Source organism: Streptomyces sp. NPDC024555 (assembly GCF_055559335.1).
The window spans coordinates 139,784-158,258 of record NZ_JBVHKV010000019.1 but is presented as its reverse complement, the minus strand read 5'-3'; the positions used below and the strand labels follow the sequence as shown (position 1 = coordinate 158,258).

The window sequence follows — 18,475 nt, the reverse complement described above, 5'->3', positions numbered from 1 at the left end:
CTGGTCATGGCCGGTACGGCCGTGGCCACCGGGACCGCGCAGGCCGCGCCCGCACCCACCGGCGACGTCCTGCACCTGGACACCGTCACCGCCCTGCGCGCCCTGAACACCAAACCCCTCAAGAACGGCACCCAGGTCCTCCTCGCCGGCTACCGCACCCCCGGCGACGGCGGCGGCATGCTCCTGCGCTGGAACACCACCTCCACCGCCCCGCACAACGGCGGCACCGTCATCACCCCCACCCACGCACCCAGAACCGGGCGCTGGCACCAACTCCACAACGGAACCCTCGACTTCCGCACCTTCGGCCACTTCGACGCCGAAACCCCCGCCGACACCGCCCTCGACGCCATGGTCAACGACCCCCACGTCCACCGCGTCGAAGGCCACACCGACCTCCTCTTCACCCGACGCCACCTCTTCGACCGCTCCCACATCGAACTCGACTTCGGCGGCCACACCCTCCACACCACCGGCATCGAGAAGAACACCCACGACAACCCCTTCGGCGCCGTCCTCTCCTTCCGCGGCACCGTCACCGACACCACCGTCGAACACACCCTGGGCGCGGCGATGCCGGACCTCTCGGACCTCTTCGAGGTCGGGGACTCCGCGAAGTTCGCGGTCGGCCAGTGGTGGGCCGTCGAGATCAACGCCCTGGCCGGGAAGTACGAGAAGGAGATCCAGCGCCTCGTCCAGGTCACCGATGTCGTGGACGGCTCGCACATCCGGGTCAACTACCAGATCGGCTGGGACCTGGCGGCGGGACGCACCCTGACCTGGACCCGGATCGAACCGGTGGACCGCGCCCATGTGCGCAACATGGTCTTCGAGGGCTGGGGCGAGGACGAGATGACCGGTTCGCACCCGGTCTCCTACGAGTACGCGGTGCGCTGCGACGTCTCGGGCATCGAGGCGATCGGCACCTTCTGGCCCGTGGTGATGCGCCGCTGGTGCACGTACTACCGCACCGAGCAGTGCTCGCTCACCAACCCGAAGTCCGTCACCTACGGCGGGGCCGGCTACCTCACCCAGCAGATCTACTGTCTGTACGGGCACGTGGAGGACTGCCACACCTCCAACGCCCGCCACCTCAACGACTTCACGGCCTCCGCCTACTGCTACGTCACCAACTGCCACGGCGACGGTGACGACGAGGGTCCCTTCGTCACCCACGGCCAGTTCGAGCACGACCTCGTCTACACCGGCAACTCCGGGCTGATGACCTTCGCCAACTCGGGCGCGGCCTGGGGCGGCCGGGCCAAACGGATCACCGTGCGGCGCCACGCCTGCTCCTGGTTCGTCGCCCGCGTCAAGATCACCGATCTGACGCTGGAGGACGTGCTGGTCGTCGGCAAGGAGTCGCTGGCCGGTTCCGGAATGCTCTGGGTCAACGCGGACGGCGTCCAGATGCGCGGCTGCACGGCCACCGGACCGCTGATCGTCTCGCGGGCCTCGGACCTGTCCGCCCGGCCCAATGTGATCGCCGACTCCTCGTTCGCGTTCGCGGCGGGCGCCGAGGTCACCCAGGCCAGTGTCACCGCCCCGCTGACCCTGAGGGGCAACGTGCTCAAGGACGTGGACGGCGCGGTGTTCAACGGGACCGGCCCGCTGGTGATCGACCAGTGCACGCTGACCGGTTCGAAGGACACCGCCCCGGTCTCCCTCGCCCACTCCGACGTCACCGTGCTCGGCGGCGAACTGCGCGACACCGGGCTCAGGCTGACCTCGGCGAAGGACCAGCGGCTGCGGGTCGACGGCACCCGGCTCTCGGGCACCAACAAGGAGGGCGCCCTGCTCTCCCGTACCGGCCGGGACCGCACCGTCGACTGGCGGCTCAGCGGTCTCGACTCGGCCACCGACGAGGCCACCGCCCACATCCGGCTCACCGACGGCACCAACCGCTACCGGGCCACCGGCTCGACCTTCACCGGCGGCCGGCTCGAACTGCGCCCCGCGGCCTTCGGCGCGGGCGGCCATCTGCTGCACACCGGCTGCGTCGAGGACGGCACCGCGCGCACCGCCGTCCCGGAGGAGGGCGACCGGATCGCCCACACCGCCGCCACCCTGCGGTTCTGACCGCTCAGCCCCTCTCCCACCCCCGACCACCAGGGATTCCCGTGACCACGCACACCCCGATCACCGGCCGGCCCGTCCGGATCGCGCTCGTCGGCGCCGGCAACCGCGGTCTGACGTACACCGAGTGGATCAAGGCGCACCCCGAGCGCGCCGAACTCGTCGCCGTCGCCGATCCGCGCCCCGCCGCGCGGGCCGCCGCCGGCGCTCCCCTGGAGTTCGACGACTGGCGGCCGCTGGTGGAGAACCGGATCGCGGACGCGGTGATCGTCGCCACCCAGGACCGCGACCACGTGGAGCCGGTGCTGGCCCTGGCGGAGGCCGGTTACGCGATCCTCGCCGAGAAGCCGCTCGCGCCGACCGAGGAGGAGACCCGCCGGATCGTCGAGGGGGTGGAGCGGGCCGGAGTCCTGTTCGCGGTGTGCCACGTCATGCGGTACACCCCGTACACCGACCTGGTGAAGGAGGTCGTGGACTCCGGGGTGCTCGGGCAGCTGGTCTCGCTGGACCATCTGGAGCCGGTCGGCTGGTGGCACTACGCGCACAGTTATGTGCGCGGCCCCTGGCGCAGCGAGAAGGACTCCTCCCCGATGCTGCTCGCCAAGTCCTGTCACGACCTGGACTGGATCACGTATGTGATGGGCGGCCGGATCGAGCAGGTCACCGGTTTCGGCGGGCTGAAGCACTTCCGGCCGGAGAACGCCCCGGCCGGGTCCGCCGAGCGGTGCCTCGACTGCGCGGTCGAGCCGGGCTGCCCGTACAGCGCGCAGAAGCTGTACCTCCCCACGATCCGGGAGAAGGGCGCGGTCTGGCCGGTCACCCATGTGACCGAGGCGACGGACGAGGCCGGGCTGATCGAGGCCCTGCGCGAGGGCCCGTACGGGGTCTGTGTGTACCGGAGCGACAACGACGTGGTCGACCACCAGGTCCTGGCCATGGAGCTGACGGACGGGGTGACCGCGACCTTCCAGATGGTCGCGTTCACCGAGCAGACCCACCGCCAGACCCGGATCTTCGGCTCGCACGGCTGGCTCATCGGGGACGGCGAGCGCGTCACCGTGCAGGACTTCCGGACCGGCGGGACCACCGTCCACGAACTCGGCGCGTCCGGTTCGAACGCGGCCGACGGGCACGGCGGCGGGGACGCCGCGCTCGTCGAGGCGTTCGTCACCGCGCTCGCCACCGGCGACGCCGGGGCCGTGCGCTCCGGACCCGCCACCTCGCTCGGCAGCCATCTCGCGGCCTTCGCCGCCGAACGCGCCCGGCACACCGGCACCGTCCAGACGGTCCCGGCGCACTGACTTCCCCCCTTCCCACCCTCATGTCCTCGGAGGACCCCCTCATGTCCCGTACGTCCCGCATCTCCCGCCGTTCCAGACTGCGCGCCCTCGCGGTGCCGGTCGTGGCCACCTCGCTCGCCGCCGGGGTGCTCGCCGGCTGCTCCAGCGACGACGACGGCAACACCGTCACCATGTGGACCTACCCGGTCATCTTCGACGAGGCCAAGAACAAGGCGTACTGGGACGGTCTGATCAAGGCGTTCGAGAAGGAGCACGCGGGCGTCGAGGTGAAGGTGGAGACCTTCCCGTGGGCCAACCGCGACACCGCGCTGGCCACCGCGATCGCCTCGGGCAAGGGCCCGGACGCGGTCTATCTGATCCCGGACCAGCTGCCGAAGTACGCCAAGAGCATCGTCCCGGCCGACGAGTACATGCCGGCCGACGCCAAGTCCGACTACACCGACTTCGCGCTGAAGTCCGTGACGGTCGGCGGCACGGCGCTCGCCACCCCGATCCTGACCAGCGCCAACCCGCTGATCTGCGACAAGCGCGTGTTCGACGCGATCGGGGAGAAGACCTACCCGACGAGCTGGGCCGATCTGGAGGCGCTGGCGCCGAAGCTGAAGGACAAGGGCTACTACGCCACCAGCTACAGCGGCGACACCCAGCAGACGCTGAACATGACCTTCTACCCGCTGCTGTGGCAGGCGGGCGGCGACGTCTTCTCCGAGGACGGCAAGAACGTCACCTTCAACGACGCGGCCGGCGTCAAGGCGCTGACGTACCTGAAGAAGCTGGTCGACGGCGGGTACACCGACAAGGACCTGGTGACCACCACGCCCAAGCTGGAGCAGACCCCGACCGCCAAGGGCAAGGTCGCCTGCACCTGGCAGAACACCCCGGCGGACGTCGAGCCGTTCTGGGGCAAGGAGAACATCGTCGTCCAGCCGCCGCTGAAGGAGACCGCCTCGGTCGGCTACGGCACGGTGGGCGCCCTGTCGATGCTGAAGGGCGCCGACAAGAAGAACACCGGCGACTGGCTGAACTTCGTGGCCGAGTCGAAGAACGCGGCCGGTCTCCAGAAGGCCGCGGGCTACTTCCCGGCCCGCACCTCCGGCGGCGACCTCTACCCGGACGACGCGCTCCAGAAGTCCGTCGGCGCGACCCTGCCGAGCATGACCGTGGGCCCGCTCCAGGACAAGGCGCGTGAGGTCCAGGGCGTGCTCGCCCCGGAGATCCAGGCGGCGCTGCTCGGCAAGAAGAGCCCCAAGGACGCGCTGGACGCCGCGCAGAAGGCCGCGCAGGCGATGCTCGGCCGCTGACCCGACGCCGCGGGGCCGGTTCCCCGGTCCCGCGGCCCCACGGGGGGTGACTCCCCCGACCCCCCGCAATTCCCCCGTACCGCAAGGAGATCCCCGTGGCAGTCGTCGCGGAACCCACCCGCCGGGGCCGTCGCAGCGGGCCGCAGGCGCGCCGCGAGGCCCGGATCGGCCTGCTCTTCGTCCTCCCCTGCTTCCTGCTGTTCCTCGCCTTCCGGTTCGGTCCGGGCGTCGCCGGTGTGCTGATGAGCTTCACCGACTACTCGCTGACCGGCGGCGGCAGCTTCATCGGGCTGGACAACTTCACCCGCCTCTGGGACGACCCGCTGTTCTGGCAGGCGCTGAAGGTCACGGTCCTCTACACCGTGCTGGCCGTGCCGGGCACCCTGATCGCCTCGGTCTCGCTGGCGCTGATCACCCGGCGCGCCTTCCGCGGCGCCAAGTTCTTCCGCTCGGTGTTCTTCCTGCCGGTCGTCACCTCGCTGGTGCTGGCCGCCACGGTCTTCGTGTGGATCTTCTCGACCGGCGGTCCCTGGTCCACCGTGATGGGCTGGATCGGCCTGTCGGAGTCCTCCTGGCTCTCCGACGACGTGCTGGTGCTGCCGGCGCTCGCGCTCGTCGGGGTCTGGTCGCGCTTCGGCTACGGGATGCTCATCCTGCTCGCCCGGATGCAGGACATCCCGCGCGAGCTGGAGGAGGCCGCGCTCACCGACGGGGCCGGTCCCTGGCAGCGGTTCCGGTACATCGTGCTGCCGCAGCTCAAGCCCGCCCTGTTCTTCCTCGCGGTGATCGAGACGACGGCCTCGTTCCAGGTCTTCGACGCCGTGTACACGATGACCGGCGGCGGCCCCGCCAACGCCAGCTACACGCTCGTCTTCCAGCTCTACGACGCGGGCTTCAAGTACTTCGACCTGGGCTACGCCTCCGCCATCGGCGTCGCGCTCTTCGCGCTGACCGTGGTGGTCGCGGTGATCCAGCGGCTCGTGATCGGGAAGGACCAGTGACCACCATGACGACAGCACCCGCCGAGACGAAGGCCCCGCCCGCCGCTCCGGCCCCCGCGCCCCCGGACCGCGCCGCGCGCCGCGCCGAGCGCCGGCTGCGCAAGCTCTCCGAGCAGGACACCGTTCCGCACGGCATGCGCCCCACCCGGGCCGGCCGGATCGGCCGCGCCGTCCTGCTGACGGTGGCCGCGCTGGTCACGGTCTTCCCGTTCTACGCGATGGTCGTGCTCTCGCTGAAGCCGTCCGCGGCGGTCGACTTCCCCGGCAGCCTGCTGCCGTGGCCTCTGACCGGCGAGGCGTACGACACGGTCATGGGCGCCCAGGACGTGCCGCGCTGGCTGTTCAACACGCTGATCTACTCCGTCGTCTCGGTCGTCGGCGTGCTGCTGCTGGCCTCGCTGGCCGGGTACGCCTTCGCCAAGAAGCGCTTCCCGGGCCGGGAGACGATGTTCTGGTCGTTCCTGTCGATGGTGATGGTCCCGTACCACGTCACGATGATTCCGACCTTCGCGATGATCGCGAAGCTCGGCGGCGTGGACACCTACTGGGGCCTGATCGTGCCGACCCTGGCCAACGCCCAGGCGGTGTTCCTGATGCGGCAGTTCATCCAGGGCCTGCCGGACGAGCTGTTCGAGGCGGCCCGGCTCGACGGCTGCAACGAGTGGCAGATCTTCTACCGGATCGTGCTGCCGCTGCTGAAGCCGATCCTCGCCACGCTCGGCGTCTTCGTCTTCCTGTGGCACTGGAACGACTTCCTGTGGCCGCTGGTCATCGGCCAGTCCACCGACATGCGCACCCTGACCGTCGGCATCGCCTCGCTCCAGCAGCAGAACGTGCCGCTCAATGTGGTGCTCTCCGGCTCCGTCATCGCGTTCGTGCCCATCTTCGCCGCGTACATGGTGGGCCAGCGCTACTTCACCGAGGGCGTCACCGCGTCCGGAATCAAGGGATAGCCACACATGTTCACCGATGAGGCCGCGCTCGAAGAGCGGCTCGCCACCCCCTCCCCCGCACTGATCGCCGATCTCGGCCGGCTGGAGGGCGATCTGCTCGTGCTCGGCGCGGGCGGCAAGATGGGCCCCAGCCTGTGCCGGCTGGCCCGCCGGGCGCTGGACGCCGCGGGCCGCACGGACCTGGCCGTCCACGCCGTCTCCCGCTGGTCGGACCGGGCGGCGGCCGCGGAGCTGGAGGCGGCCGGGGTGCGCACCGTCGCCTTCGACCTGATGGACCCGGCCGCCGATCTGGCCGCCCTGCCGGACGCCGGGAACGTCGTCTTCATGGTCGGGGCCAAGTTCGGCTCCGCCGGGGCCCCTTCGCACGCCTGGGCGGTCAACGCCGCCATGCCGGACCGGGTCGCCCGGCGCTGGTCCGGGGCGCGGATCGCCGCCTTCTCCACCGGCAACGTCTACCCGCTGGTGCCCGTCTCCTCCGGCGGCTGCACCGAGAGCGACCCGGTCGGCCCGGTCGGCGAGTACGCCATGTCCTGCCTCGGCCGGGAGCGGATCTTCGACCACGCCGCCCTGACCCGGTCCACCAAAGTCGCCAACATCCGCCTCAACTACGCGGTGGACCTGCGCTACGGCGTCCTCGCCGACATCGCCCACCGGGTCATGAACGGCGAGCCGGTCGATGTCACGACCGGTCACGCCAACGTGGTCTGGCAGGGGTACGCCAACGAGGTCGCCCTGCGCGTCCTGCTGCACGCCACCGGGGGCGAGGCGTTCACCCTCAACCTCACCGGCCCCGAGACCGCCTCGGTGCGCCGCCTCGCCGCATGGTTCGGCGAGGAGTTCGGCGCGGAGCCGGTCCTGGCCGGCGAAGAGGCGCCCACCGCGCTGCTCTCCGACGCGAGCCGCTGCCACGCCCTCTTCGGCTACCCGGACGTCCCGCTGCGCACCCTCGTCTCCTGGCAGGCGGACTGGCTGCGCCGGGGACTGCCGCTGTCCGGCAAGCCCACCAAGTTCCAGGTCCGCGACGGAAGGTTCTGATCCACCCCATGTCCTCCCCCACCCCGCTGTCCACCCCCGCGCTGGAGCTGCTCGCCGACGGCGTGGCCATCCCGGCGCATCCGCTCGCCCTGCACGAGGACGGCACGTTCGACGAGCGCCGCCAGCGCGCGCTCACCCGCTACTACCTGGCCTCGGGCGCGGGCGGCGCGGCCGTCGCCGTGCACACCACCCAGTTCGAGATCCGCGAACGCGAGGTCGGGCTGTTCCGCCCGGTGCTGGAGCTGGCCGCCGAGACGATCGACGCCGAGGCCGGCCGGCCCTTCGTGAAGGTCGCCGGTGCCTGCGGCTACACCGCGCAGGCCGTCGCCGAGGCGGAGACCGCCGCATCGCTCGGCTACGACGCGGTGCTGCTGAGCCCCGCCGTCCCCGGAGCGGACGAGAAGGGCCTGCTGGACCGGGCCCGCGCGGTCGGCGAGGTCCTTCCGGTGATCGGCTTCTACCTCCAGGAGGCCGTGGGCGGCCGCTACCTGTCGCCCGCGTTCTGGTCGGCGTTCACCGATCTGCCGCACACCGTCGCGGTGAAGATCGCCCCCTTCGACCGCTACCGCACCGCCGACGTCGTGCGCGCGGTGGCCGCCGCGGACCGGGCCGACGAGGTCGCCCTGTACACCGGCAACGACGACGACATCATCGGCGATCTGCTGACCCCGTACGAGACGGCGGCCGGCACCCCGCGCTGGTTCGCCGGCGGGCTGCTCGGCCAGTGGGCGGTGTGGACGCGCTCCGCGGCACTGCTGCTGGAGGACGTGCGGCGGGCCCGCGCCGGGGACCACGAGGCCATGGTCCGCTGCCTGGCGCGCCGCCCCGAGCTGACCGACGCCAACAGCGCGGTCTTCGATGTGCGCGGTGCCTTCCGCGGCTGCATCGCCGGGGTCCACGAGGTGCTGCGCCGCCAGGGCCTGCTCTCCACCATCCGCTGCCTGGACCCGGCCGAGACGCTCTCCCCGGGCCAGGCCGAGGAGATCTCCCGGGTCGGTGCCGCCTACCCCTGGCTGACCGATGACGCCTTCGTCGCGGAGCACCTCGATGACTGGCTCTCCTGAGACGGCGGCCGGGGACCGGCCCCGGGTCGTCGTGGCCGTGCCGCCGGGGCTGCGCGGGCAGTTCTTCACCGACGCGGTGTGGCGGGAGCTGGATCGGGCCGCTCACCTCGTCGTCGTCGACGACCACCGGGACCGGGCGGCCGTCGCGGCGGCGCTGCCCGGCGCGCGGGCGCTGGTCACCGCCTGGGGCGCGCCGAAGGTGGACGCCGCCCTGCTGGAGGCCGCGGACCGGCTGGAGCTGGTCGCGCACACCGGTTCGGCGGTCGCCCCCTATGTGACCGAGGACGTGTTCCGGCGCGGGGTGCGGGTCACCCAGGCCGGGGACGAGATGGCCCGGCCGGTCGCCGAGGTGGCGCTCGCCTTCACCCTGGCGCTGCTCCACCGCGTCCACCGCTTCGACCACGCGCTGCGCTCCGGGCTGGACTGGGCCGCGGCGAGCGAGGCCCCGCCGCGCCACGAGATCCACGGCAGCGCGATCGGGGTGATCGGCGCCTCGCGGACCGGGCGCGCCTACATCGCGCTGGCACGGGCGATGGGGGCGCGGGTGAGCGTCACCGACCCGTTCCTGTCGGAGGCGGACGCCCGGGAGCTGGGAGTGGAGTCCGTGTCCCTGGAGACGCTGCTGTCGCGCAGCAGGATCGTGGCCGTGCACGCCCCGGTCACCGAGGAGACCCACCGGATGCTCGGGGCGCGGCAGCTGGCCCTGATGCCGGACGGGGCGGGGCTGGTGAACACCGCTCGGTCCTGGCTGGTCGACGAGGACGCGCTGCTGGCGGAGCTGTCCTCGGGGCGGCTCGACGCGGCGATCGACGTGTTCGACGCCGAGCCGCTGCCGGTGGGCCACCCGTTCCGCGCCCTGCCGAACGTGCTGCTGACCCCGCACCAGGCGGCGGGCAGCGTGGAGTGCCGGCAGCGGCTCGGCACCAGCGCGGTGAACGAGGTGCTGCGGCTGCTGGCCGGCCGGCCCCCGGTGCACGCCGTGACCGCCGACGCCCTGGCCCGCCTGCACTGAACCCGTTCCCTCATCCCCGTACCGTCAGGAGATCCACCACCATGCGTCTGATGCGCATCGGCGAGCCGGGCCACGAGCGCCCCGTCGCCGTCTGTCCCGAAGGCCGTCACTACGATCTGTCGGGCGTCACCGACGACATCGACGGCGCCTTCCTCGCGGCCCTGGCCGACAACCCGCACCTGATCCCCGCCGAGCCGAAGCTCCCGGAGACCGACATCACCGGGCAGCGCGTCGGCGCCCCGGTGGCCCGGCCCTCCGCGCTGCTGTGCATCGGGCAGAACTACGCGGCCCACGCCGCGGAGTCCGGTGCCGAGCCGCCCGAGCAGCCGATCCTCTTCTACAAGTCGCCCAACACGGTGGTCGGCCCGTACGACGACGTGCTGATCCCGCGCGGTTCGAGGAAGACGGACTGGGAGGTGGAGCTGGCCGTGGTGATCGGGCGCCGGGCCTCCTATCTGGACTCCCCCGCCGACGCCGCCGCCCATATCGCGGGCTACGCGGTGAGCAACGACGTCTCCGAGCGCGCCTTCCAGCTGGAGGAGTCGGGCGGTCAGTGGTCGAAGGGCAAGAGCTGCGCGACCTTCAACCCGCTGGGCCCGGTGCTGGTGACGGCCGACGAGGTGGGCGACCCGCAGGCGCTGCGGCTGCGGAGCTTCGTCAACGGTGAGGCCCGGCAGGACTCCTCCACCGCGGACATGATCTTCAGCGTGGCGCATCTGGTGCACCATCTGTCGCAGTACCTGGTGCTGGAGCCGGGTGATGTCATCAACACCGGGACGCCGCAGGGCGTGGCGCTGTCCGGGCGGTTCCCGTATCTGGCGGACGGCGATGTGATGGAGATCGAGATCGCGGGGCTGGGCCGGCAGCGCAGCGTCTGCCGGCCCGCGTAGCGGCCGGGGTTCAGTCCTCCGGGAGTTCGACGGGGGCGATCTCGTCGAAGACGTCGCCGGGGCCGGGGTTGGTCGTGTCGGTCGCGCCGCCGAACTGGGTCATCACGCCCCAGACGGCGTTCAGCGCGGTCTGGACGGCCCCCTCGGCCCAGCCGGCCGTCCAGGAGATGTCGTCGCCGGCCAGGAACAGGCCCCGCTTGTCGGCGGGCAGCCGGTCCTGCATGAAGTGGGTGAACAGCCGCCGCTGGTAGCGGTAGTGGCCGGGCAGGTTGGCCTTGAACGCGCCCATGAACCAGGGCTCGTTCTCCCAGGAGACGGTGACCGGGTTGCCGGTGATGTGGCCCCGGATGTCGACGTTCGGGTAGATCTCGCCGAGCGACTTCAGCATGACGTCCATGCGCTCGGCCGCCGAGAGCGGCAGCCACTTCAGGCTGTCGTCGCACCAGGTGTAGGAGAGGCAGATGGTGGCCGGGCGGTCCGGGCCGTCGTCCAGGAGGTAGGTGCCCCGGGTCATCCGGTCGGTGAGCGTCATCGACATGGTGTCGCGGCCGGTGGTCTCGTCCTTGTCCAGCCAGAACGGGCGGTCGACGGGGACGAAGAGCTTGGACGACTCCATGTAGTGGGTGCGTTCCATCGCCGTCCAGTGGTCGATGGGGAAGAGCGCGTCGTCGCAGTCGATCTTGGAGAGCAGCAGCCAGGACTGCCCGGTGAAGACGACGGCGCGGTAGGTGCGGATGTCGCCGGAGTCGTCGGTGACGGTGATCCGGTTGCCGGCCGTGCGGTGCAGCCGGGTGACGGCGCCGCGCGGGGCGCCGCCGTGCAGCGAGGCCAGTGAGGTGCCGAGCGGCCAGTGGACGATCTTGCGCGGTTCGCGTTCCCAGAGGCGCTGCGGGAGCTGCTGGCTGCCGCCGACGATGGAGCGGTGGTGGTCGTCGGCCTCGGTGTAGACGACGCGCAGGATCTCCAGGATGGAGTTGGGGAAGTCGGTGTCCCAGCCGCCGGTGCCGAAGCCGACCTGGCCGAAGATCTCGCGGTGCCGGAACGACGTGAAGGCGTCGGAGTCGCAGAGGAAGCCGTAGAAGGTCTGGTTGTCGAGCTTCTCGACCAGCCGGGCCCAGATCTCGCGGATCCGGGGGACGTCGCGTTCGCGCATCGCCCGGTTCATGTCGGAGAAGTCGGCGCCCTCCTCCAGGCAGCGGTTCCAGGCGTCCATCACATCGCGGTAGACCTGCGGGAGTTCGTCGATGGTGCGGGCGTAGTGCGATGCGCCCTTGAGGTCGACGACGGTGGAGGGGGTGGCCGGGGAGAGCGGGTTGGGGAACGGCTTCGTCTCCAGGCCGACCAGGTCGATGTAGTGCTGGAGCGCGGTCGACGAGGGCGGGAAGCGCATGGCGCCCATCTCGGCGGTGAGGGGTTCGCCGTCGGTGGCGCAGCCGTCGAACGCGACGGTGCGCAGCCGTCCGCCGATGCGGTCGGCCTCGTAGACGACGGGCCGCAGTCCCATCTTCATCAGTTCGTAGGCGGTGACGAGGCCGGAGAGCCCGCCGCCGATGACGGCCACCTCGCTGCCGTGCTCGGTCGCCGGTATCTGCCCGAGTCCCGCCGGGTGCGCGAGGTAGTCGTCGTACGCGTACGGGAAGTCCGGGCCGAACATCGTGATCGGCGGGGCCGCTTCCTCGGTGTGCTGGACGGCGGGGGGCACTGCGGTCATGGGGTACGGGCTCCTGGCGGGTGAAGGGAAGGGGCGGGGCGGGCTCAGACGAGGGAGCCGTAGAGGCCGGGGCGGCGGTCGCGGAGATAGGGGTTCGCGGCCCGGGAGGCGGCCAGCAGCGCGGGGTCGACGTCGCCGACGAGGAGTTCGGTGCCGCGTCCGGCGCGGGCGCGGACGGTGCCGTCGGGTCCGGCCAGGCAGCTGAGTCCGGTGAACTCGAAGGGGCCCTCGGTGCCGGTCCGGTTGGCGTACGCGAGGTGGAGCTGGTTCTCGAAGGCGCGGACCGGGACGAGGGATTCGGCGACGAACGCGTAGGGGTGCATCAGCGCGGTGGGCACCAGGAGCAGATCGGTGCCGGCCAGGGCGTGCGCCCGTACGTTCTCCGGGAACTCGACGTCGTAGCAGATCAGCAGGCCGACCCGGACGCCGTCCACCTCGGCCTGGACGACGGGCCGGTCGCCGGGGGTGAACCAGCGTTCCTCGAACTCGCCGTAGAGGTGGGTCTTGCGGTAGTGGGCGAGGGGGGTGCCGTCGGCGGAGACGAGCCGGACCGCGTTGTACAGGGTGTCGCCCTCGCGTTCCGGGTATCCGTAGGCGACGGCCAGCCCGTGGCGGGCGGCGATCGCGGCGACGGCCCGTGCGGAGGGCCCGTCGGCGGCCTCGGCCAGCCGGGGCACGTCGTCGCCGATGGCGTAGCCGGTGAGGTACAGCTCCGGGCAGACGAGGAGCCGGGCGCCCGCGGCGGCGGCGCGCCCCGCGGCACCGTCCAGGGCGTCGAGATTGCGGGCCACCGAGCCCGGGAATCCGGAGTCCTGGAGCAGGGCGGTGCGCAACGGCGGCATGGCTGACCTCGGGGAACGCGGGCGGGACGGGGAGACGTATCGACGGTACGTTCCGTGATTCGCCCCGGACAAGGCGCGAGTGTTGCGCACCGACCGTCGATCCGTTGCGCGTGGGCGCGCGGATGCGGTGATTCGTTGCGCGGGGGCCGGTGCTATCCGGGCGAGCCGGAGGAGTAGCGCCGCAGCAGCGGTGAGAGCACCAGCACGGACTTGGTCCGCTCGACGTACGGTTCGCCGGCGATCCGCTCCAGCACCTGCTCGAAGTGGCGCATGTCCGCGGCGAAGACCTGGACCAGGGCGTCGGCGTCGCCGGTCACGGTGGAGGCCGAGGCGACCTCGGGATAGCGGGCCAGGCCCTGCTTGATCGACTCCGGGGAGGTGTTGCGGCGGCAGTAGATCTCGATGTAGCCCTCGGTCTCCCAGCCGAGCGCGGCGGGGTCGACCCGTACGGTGAAGCCGGTGATGGCCCCTTCGGCGCGGAGCCGGTCCACCCGGCGTTTCACGGCGGGGGCGGAGAGTCCGATGAGCGCGCCGATGTCGGCGTAGGAGCGGCGGGCGTCCTCCGCGAGGGCGTGGACGATGCGTTCGTCGAGGTCGTTCAGTCGCACGTCGTACGGGTCACTTCTCTGCGCTGGCCCCGGTCGGGGCGGGTCGTGGTGGCCGGCCGGGCGGTGTCGCCCTCGGAAGTAGACCACGGCCCGCCCCTCGGGGCGCGCTCACCGCGGGGGGTGCGGGGTCAGAACGGGAACTGCGAGCGCCCGTGCTGCACGGAGATCCACTTCTGGGTGGTGAAGGCCTCCAGCATCGAGTCGCCGTTGAGCCGTCCCAGCCCGGAGTTCTTCTCGCCGCCGAAGGGGACGACGGGCTCGTCGTGGACCGTGCCGTCGTTGATGTGGATCATGCCGGTGCGGATGCGCTGCCCGAGGCGGACGCCGCGCTCGACGCTGCCGCTGTGCACGGCGCCGCTGAGGCCGTACGGGGTGTCGTTGGCGATCCGGACGGCCTCGTCGTCGCCGTCGAAGGGCACCAGCAGGGCGACCGGGCCGAAGATCTCCTGGGAGAGGACCGGGGAGCCGGCGGGCAGGCCGGTGAGGACGGAGGGGCTGACGAGGTTGCCCTCGGCCCGGCCGTGCAGCAGGGCGGTCGCTCCGTCGGCGACGGTGCGGTCGACGAGCGCGGATATCGCCTCGGCCTGGGTGGAGTTGATCAGCGGGCCGATCTGGGTGGCGGGGTCGGCCGGGTCGCCGACGCGCAGGGAGGCGACCTTGGCGACGAACTTCTCGGTGAACTCGCGCTCCACCGCCCGGTCGACGAGGATGCGGTTGGCGGCCATGCAGACCTGTCCCTGGTGCACGTACCGGCTGAAGACCGCCGCGTCGACGGCGTAGTCCACATCGGCGTCGTCGAGGACGATCAGCGCGCTGTTGCCGCCGAGTTCGAGCACCGCGCGCTTGAGGTTCGCCGCGCAGACCGTGGCGACGTGGCGGCCCACCTTGTCGGAGCCGGTGAAGGAGATGACCTGTGGGACGGGGTGCTCCAGCAGCGCGTCGCCGATCTCGGCGATGTCGGTGACGACGACGTTGAGCAGACCGGCGGGGAGCCCGGCGTCCTCGAACACCTTGGCCACCAGGGTGCCGCCGCAGACGGGCGTGTTCTGGTGGGGCTTGAGGACGACGGCGTTGCCCAGGGCGAGGGCGGGCGCCACCGACTTCAGGGAGAGCAGGAAGGGGAAGTTGAAGGGGCTGATGACGCCGACGACCCCGGCCGGGAGGCGGTAGACGCGGTTCTCCTTGCCCGGGGTCGGGGAGGGCAGGATCTGCCCGGTGGAGCGGAGCGCGAGGACACCGGCCTCGCGCAGGAACTCCTTGGCCAGGTGCAGTTCGAAGGCGGCCTTCAGCCGGGTGCCGCCCAGCTCCGCGACGATCGCGTCGGCGATGGCGTCCTCGCGCTCCTCGACGATGCGCAGCGCCTTCTCCAGCACGGCCCGGCGGGCGTAGGGGTTGGTGTCCGCCCACGCCTGCTGGGCGCTCTCGGCGGCGCGGTACGCCTGGTCCACCTCGTCGGCCGTGGCGACGGTGATGGAGGCGAGCTTCTCCCCGTCGTACGGGTTGAAGTCGACGATGTCCCAGGACCCCTTGCCCGGCCTCCACTCTCCGTCGATGTACTGATGGGCCAGTTCGGTGAAGAAGGACATGGGATCCCTTACCGGAGAGGGGCGGACAGCTGAATCGGATTCATATTACTTATCTTCCAACGGAGTTGGTACGGCTCCGAGGGGCTCCGTCCGACGCCTGCCGCCACGCCCACGGGGATCACCGCGGGGCACGCACGACAACGCCCCTTCCGGCACGAACGGCCGGAAGGGGCGAGGTGGTTGCGATCCTGCGGGATCAACTCCAGCTGGCGTGCAGCGGCTTGCCCTCCGCGTAACCGGCGGCGCTCTGCACCCCGACGACGGCCTTCTCGGTGAATTCGGCGAGGGAGGCCGCACCGGCGTAGGTGCAGGAGGAGCGGACGCCCGCGATGATCGAGTCGATCAGGTCCTCGACGCCGGGGCGGGCCGGGTCCAGGAACATCCGCGAGGTGGAGATGCCCTCCTCGAAGAGCGCCTTGCGGGCCCGGTCGTACGCCGACTCGTCGGAGGTGCGGTTCTTGACGGCGCGCGCGGACGCCATGCCGAAGGACTCCTTGTAGAAGCGTCCGTCGGCGGACTGCTGGAGGTCTCCGGGCGACTCGTAGGTGCCCGCGAACCAGGAGCCGATCATCACGTTGGACGCGCCGGCGGCGAGCGCCATGGCGACGTCGCGGGGGTGGCGGACACCGCCGTCGGCCCAGACGTGCTTGCCGTACTTCCTCGCCTCGGCCGCGCACTCCAGGACGGCGGAGAACTGCGGACGGCCCACGCCGGTCATCATGCGGGTGGTGCACATGGCGCCGGGGCCGACCCCGACCTTGATGATGTCCGCGCCGGCCTCGATGAGGTCGCGCACCCCTTCGGCGGCGACGATGTTGCCCGCCACGATCGGCACTCGCGGGTCGAGGGCGCGCACGGCGCGCACGGCGCTGATCATCGACTCCTGGTGGCCGTGCGCGGTGTCGACGACGAGGGTGTCGGCCCCGGCGTCGAGCAGCTGCTTGGCCTTGCCCGCGACATCGCCGTTGATCCCGACGGCGGCCGCGATCCGCAGCTTGCCCGCCCCGTCGGTGGCCGGGGTGTAGAGGGTGGCGCGCAGCGCGGCCTTGCGGGTGAGGATGCCGACGAGCCTGCCGTCGGCGTCGACGGCGGGGGCGAGCTTGCGGTTGGCGCCGTCGAGCCTGTTGAACGCGTCGCGCGGGTCGATGTCCGCGTCCAGCAGCAGCAGGTCCTTGGACATGACCTCGGTCAGCTGGGTGAAGCGGTCGACGCCGGTCAGGTCGTGGTCGGTGACCACGCCGACGGGCCGGCCGTCGGCGTCCACGACGACCCCGGCGCCGTGGGCGCGCTTGGGCAGCAGCGACAGGGCGTCGGCGACGGTCTGGCCGGGGGCCAGCACGATGGGGGTGTCGAGCACCAGGTGGCGGGTCTTGACCCAGCCGATGACGTCGGTCACGACCTCGATCGGGATGTCCTGCGGGATGACGACGAGGCCGCCGCGGCGGGCGACGGTCTCGGCCATCCGGCGGCCCGCGATGGCGGTCATGTTCGCCACGACGAGGGGGATGGTGGTGCCGGTGCCGTCGGGCGAGGCCAGGTCGACGCCCTGGCGCGATCCGACCGACGACCTGCCCGGAACCATGAAGACGTCGTCGTACGTGAGGTCGTACGGGACGGAAGGGGACTCTGTGTAACGACCGGTGCCGGGCTCAAGAAAACGCATAAGGCTCATTTTTTCATACGAAACGGCGCAGGTCGCTTCCACGAAGACACAGCAAATGACTCCCTCGTTCGTATGTTCCTCCAAGGGAGGATCTCGGGAGTCCCGGGCAAGTGGAACCTGCCTTGCCCGCAGACCCTACCCGACAGGCGTGCGAATCATTCGTGATCATCCCCCCTGGACCTGGTGACTGGGGGTCAGGTAGCTTCAAACGCGCAGGTCCCGCGGGTCTCCCCAACGCCCCGGATCAACAGGCGGCGCGGCCCCAACTCGCGCCGCACACACGACCGGAGAGGATCACGTGCCGCCCGTGGACAGCCAACTTCCGGACATCTACTGCCCGTTCGTCCCGCAGACCAATCCGCACGTGCCGCATGTGCGGGAGCATCTGGACCGCTGGACGCGCAAGACCGGTCTGGTGCACCGGGAATCGGCCAGGGAGCGCTTCGAGCAGGCGGACTTCGGCGCCTTCGTCGGCATGGTCTACCCGACGGCGGACAGCGAGAAGCTGGACCTGGTGGCGGACTGGTTCGTCTGGCTGTTCCTGGTCGACGACCAGCTCGACGACGGCCATCTCGGCCGCAGCCCCGACCGGGTGCGCGACGTGGTCGCGCTGATGCAGAACGTCGTCGAGGGCCGCCGCACCGGCGTCCTGGAGAACGAGGAGCTGCCCGCCGCGGTGGTCGCCCTCATCGACCTGTGGGAACGCACCACTCCCACCGCGGCCGTCCACTGGCGCCGGCGGTTCGCCTGGCATCTGATCACCTACCTCACGACGGCCACCACCTGGGAGGCCGGGAACCGCGCCGCCGGCGTCGTCCCCGCGGAGGCCACCTACATCGAGAAGCGCCGCCACACCGGGGCGATACATGTCTGCATGGACCTCATAGAGATCGTGGAGGGCATCGAGGCCCCCCAGTCGATCCACAACGACCCGCGCTTCATCACCGCGCTGGAAGCCTCGTGCAACGTCGTGTGCTGGGCGAACGACGTGTACTCGTACGAGAAGGAGCAGGTGCTGGGCGAGATCCACAACCTCGTCCACCTGGTCCGCCACCACCGCGGCCACGGCAAGCAGGAGGCGCTGGAGCACGTCTGCGCGGAGATCGCCACCGAGACCGAGCGCTTCCTCCACGCGGAGGCGGAGCTGCTGGCCGCCCATCCGGAGCTGGCCCCGATGCTGCGGCCGTATCTCGACGGGATGCGGAGCTGGATGCGCGGGAACCTCGACTGGTCCCGGCAGACGCCCCGCTACAACCCGGACGACGTCGCCCAGTACGAGCGGCCGGAGCAGTATCTGGAGGCGACGGTCCTGGGCGTCGAGAAGCACTGAGCGCATACGCGTCGGGGGGGGGGGGGGGGGGGGGCGCCCCCCCCCCCCCCCCCCCCGGGGGCGCCCCCCCCCCCCCCGGGGGGGGCCCCCCCCCCCCCCCCC

15 protein-coding genes are annotated in these 18,475 nt (G+C 71.4%); 10 read left to right on the top strand and 5 right to left on the bottom strand.

The genetic code is table 11. The annotated features are described in order from the left end of the window. Window positions 1-6 precede the first annotated feature (6 nt). The 9 genes from ACZ4FH_RS29315 (at window position 7) to ACZ4FH_RS29275 (ending at window position 10,633) form a co-directional block, all read left to right on the top strand. Window positions 7-2,079, top strand: coding sequence for a peptidase C14 (locus ACZ4FH_RS29315; protein WP_467308648.1), 2,073 nt, complete (start codon window positions 7-9; stop codon window positions 2,077-2,079). Window positions 2,080-2,120: 41 nt separating this feature from the next. Continuing rightward, the gene (locus tag ACZ4FH_RS29310; RefSeq protein ID WP_383651239.1) at window positions 2,121-3,377 is read left to right on the top strand and encodes a Gfo/Idh/MocA family protein; all 1,257 of its coding nucleotides are present in this window, start codon (window positions 2,121-2,123) and stop codon (window positions 3,375-3,377) included. 41 nt (window positions 3,378-3,418) lie between these two features. After that, window positions 3,419-4,678 carry an ABC transporter substrate-binding protein gene (locus tag ACZ4FH_RS29305; RefSeq protein WP_467308638.1) on the top strand — a complete coding sequence of 420 codons (1,260 nt, stop codon included), beginning with the start codon at window positions 3,419-3,421 and terminating at the stop codon, window positions 4,676-4,678. A gap of 95 nt (window positions 4,679-4,773) precedes the next feature. Further along, window positions 4,774-5,679, top strand: coding sequence for a carbohydrate ABC transporter permease (locus tag ACZ4FH_RS29300; protein WP_467308636.1), 906 nt, complete (start codon window positions 4,774-4,776; stop codon window positions 5,677-5,679). Between the two features lie 5 nt (window positions 5,680-5,684). Further along, window positions 5,685-6,632 carry a carbohydrate ABC transporter permease gene (locus ACZ4FH_RS29295; protein ID WP_467308635.1) on the top strand — a complete coding sequence of 316 codons (948 nt, stop codon included), beginning with the start codon at window positions 5,685-5,687 and terminating at the stop codon, window positions 6,630-6,632. A gap of 6 nt (window positions 6,633-6,638) precedes the next feature. Further along, window positions 6,639-7,667 (top strand): NAD-dependent epimerase/dehydratase family protein, encoded by a 1,029-nt coding sequence (locus tag ACZ4FH_RS29290; RefSeq protein ID WP_467308634.1) that lies wholly within the window; start codon window positions 6,639-6,641, stop codon window positions 7,665-7,667. A gap of 8 nt (window positions 7,668-7,675) precedes the next feature. After that, complete coding sequence (locus ACZ4FH_RS29285) at window positions 7,676-8,731, top strand: dihydrodipicolinate synthase family protein (RefSeq protein WP_467308633.1); 1,056 nt, start codon at window positions 7,676-7,678, stop codon at window positions 8,729-8,731. Beyond that, window positions 8,715-9,743 (top strand): hydroxyacid dehydrogenase, encoded by a 1,029-nt coding sequence (locus ACZ4FH_RS29280; protein WP_467308631.1) that lies wholly within the window; start codon window positions 8,715-8,717, stop codon window positions 9,741-9,743. Before ACZ4FH_RS29285 ends, ACZ4FH_RS29280 begins: the two co-directional genes overlap by 17 nt. Before the next feature lie 41 nt (window positions 9,744-9,784). Then, window positions 9,785-10,633: a fumarylacetoacetate hydrolase family protein gene (locus tag ACZ4FH_RS29275; protein WP_467308629.1), complete on the top strand. Its 849-nt coding sequence runs from the start codon at window positions 9,785-9,787 to the stop codon at window positions 10,631-10,633. 10 nt (window positions 10,634-10,643) lie between these two features. Here ACZ4FH_RS29275 and ACZ4FH_RS29270 read toward each other — a convergent pair whose 3' ends face one another. The 5 genes from ACZ4FH_RS29270 to ACZ4FH_RS29250 form a co-directional block, all read right to left on the bottom strand. After that, on the bottom strand, window positions 10,644-12,344 hold the full coding sequence (locus tag ACZ4FH_RS29270; protein ID WP_467308627.1) for a flavin monoamine oxidase family protein: 1,701 nt from the start codon (window positions 12,342-12,344) through the stop codon (window positions 10,644-10,646). 44 nt (window positions 12,345-12,388) lie between these two features. Then, the gene (locus ACZ4FH_RS29265; protein ID WP_467308626.1) at window positions 12,389-13,186 is read right to left on the bottom strand and encodes a carbon-nitrogen hydrolase family protein; all 798 of its coding nucleotides are present in this window, start codon (window positions 13,184-13,186) and stop codon (window positions 12,389-12,391) included. Between the two features lie 152 nt (window positions 13,187-13,338). Beyond that, window positions 13,339-13,794, bottom strand: a complete 456-nt coding sequence (locus ACZ4FH_RS29260; protein WP_383651229.1) for an Lrp/AsnC family transcriptional regulator — start codon at window positions 13,792-13,794, stop codon at window positions 13,339-13,341. Window positions 13,795-13,922: 128 nt separating this feature from the next. Continuing rightward, window positions 13,923-15,380, bottom strand: a complete 1,458-nt coding sequence (locus ACZ4FH_RS29255) for an aldehyde dehydrogenase family protein (protein ID WP_467308625.1) — start codon at window positions 15,378-15,380, stop codon at window positions 13,923-13,925. Window positions 15,381-15,576: 196 nt separating this feature from the next. Further along, on the bottom strand, window positions 15,577-17,043 hold the full coding sequence (locus ACZ4FH_RS29250; protein WP_467308624.1) for a GuaB1 family IMP dehydrogenase-related protein: 1,467 nt from the start codon (window positions 17,041-17,043) through the stop codon (window positions 15,577-15,579). A 307-nt stretch (window positions 17,044-17,350) separates the two neighbouring features. Here ACZ4FH_RS29250 and ACZ4FH_RS29245 point away from each other — a divergent pair, with 307 nt between their 5' ends. Next, a complete protein-coding gene (locus ACZ4FH_RS29245; RefSeq protein ID WP_467308622.1) occupies window positions 17,351-18,373 on the top strand; it encodes a terpene synthase family protein in 1,023 nt (340 codons plus the stop codon). The last annotated feature ends 102 nt before the right edge of the window (window positions 18,374-18,475 follow it).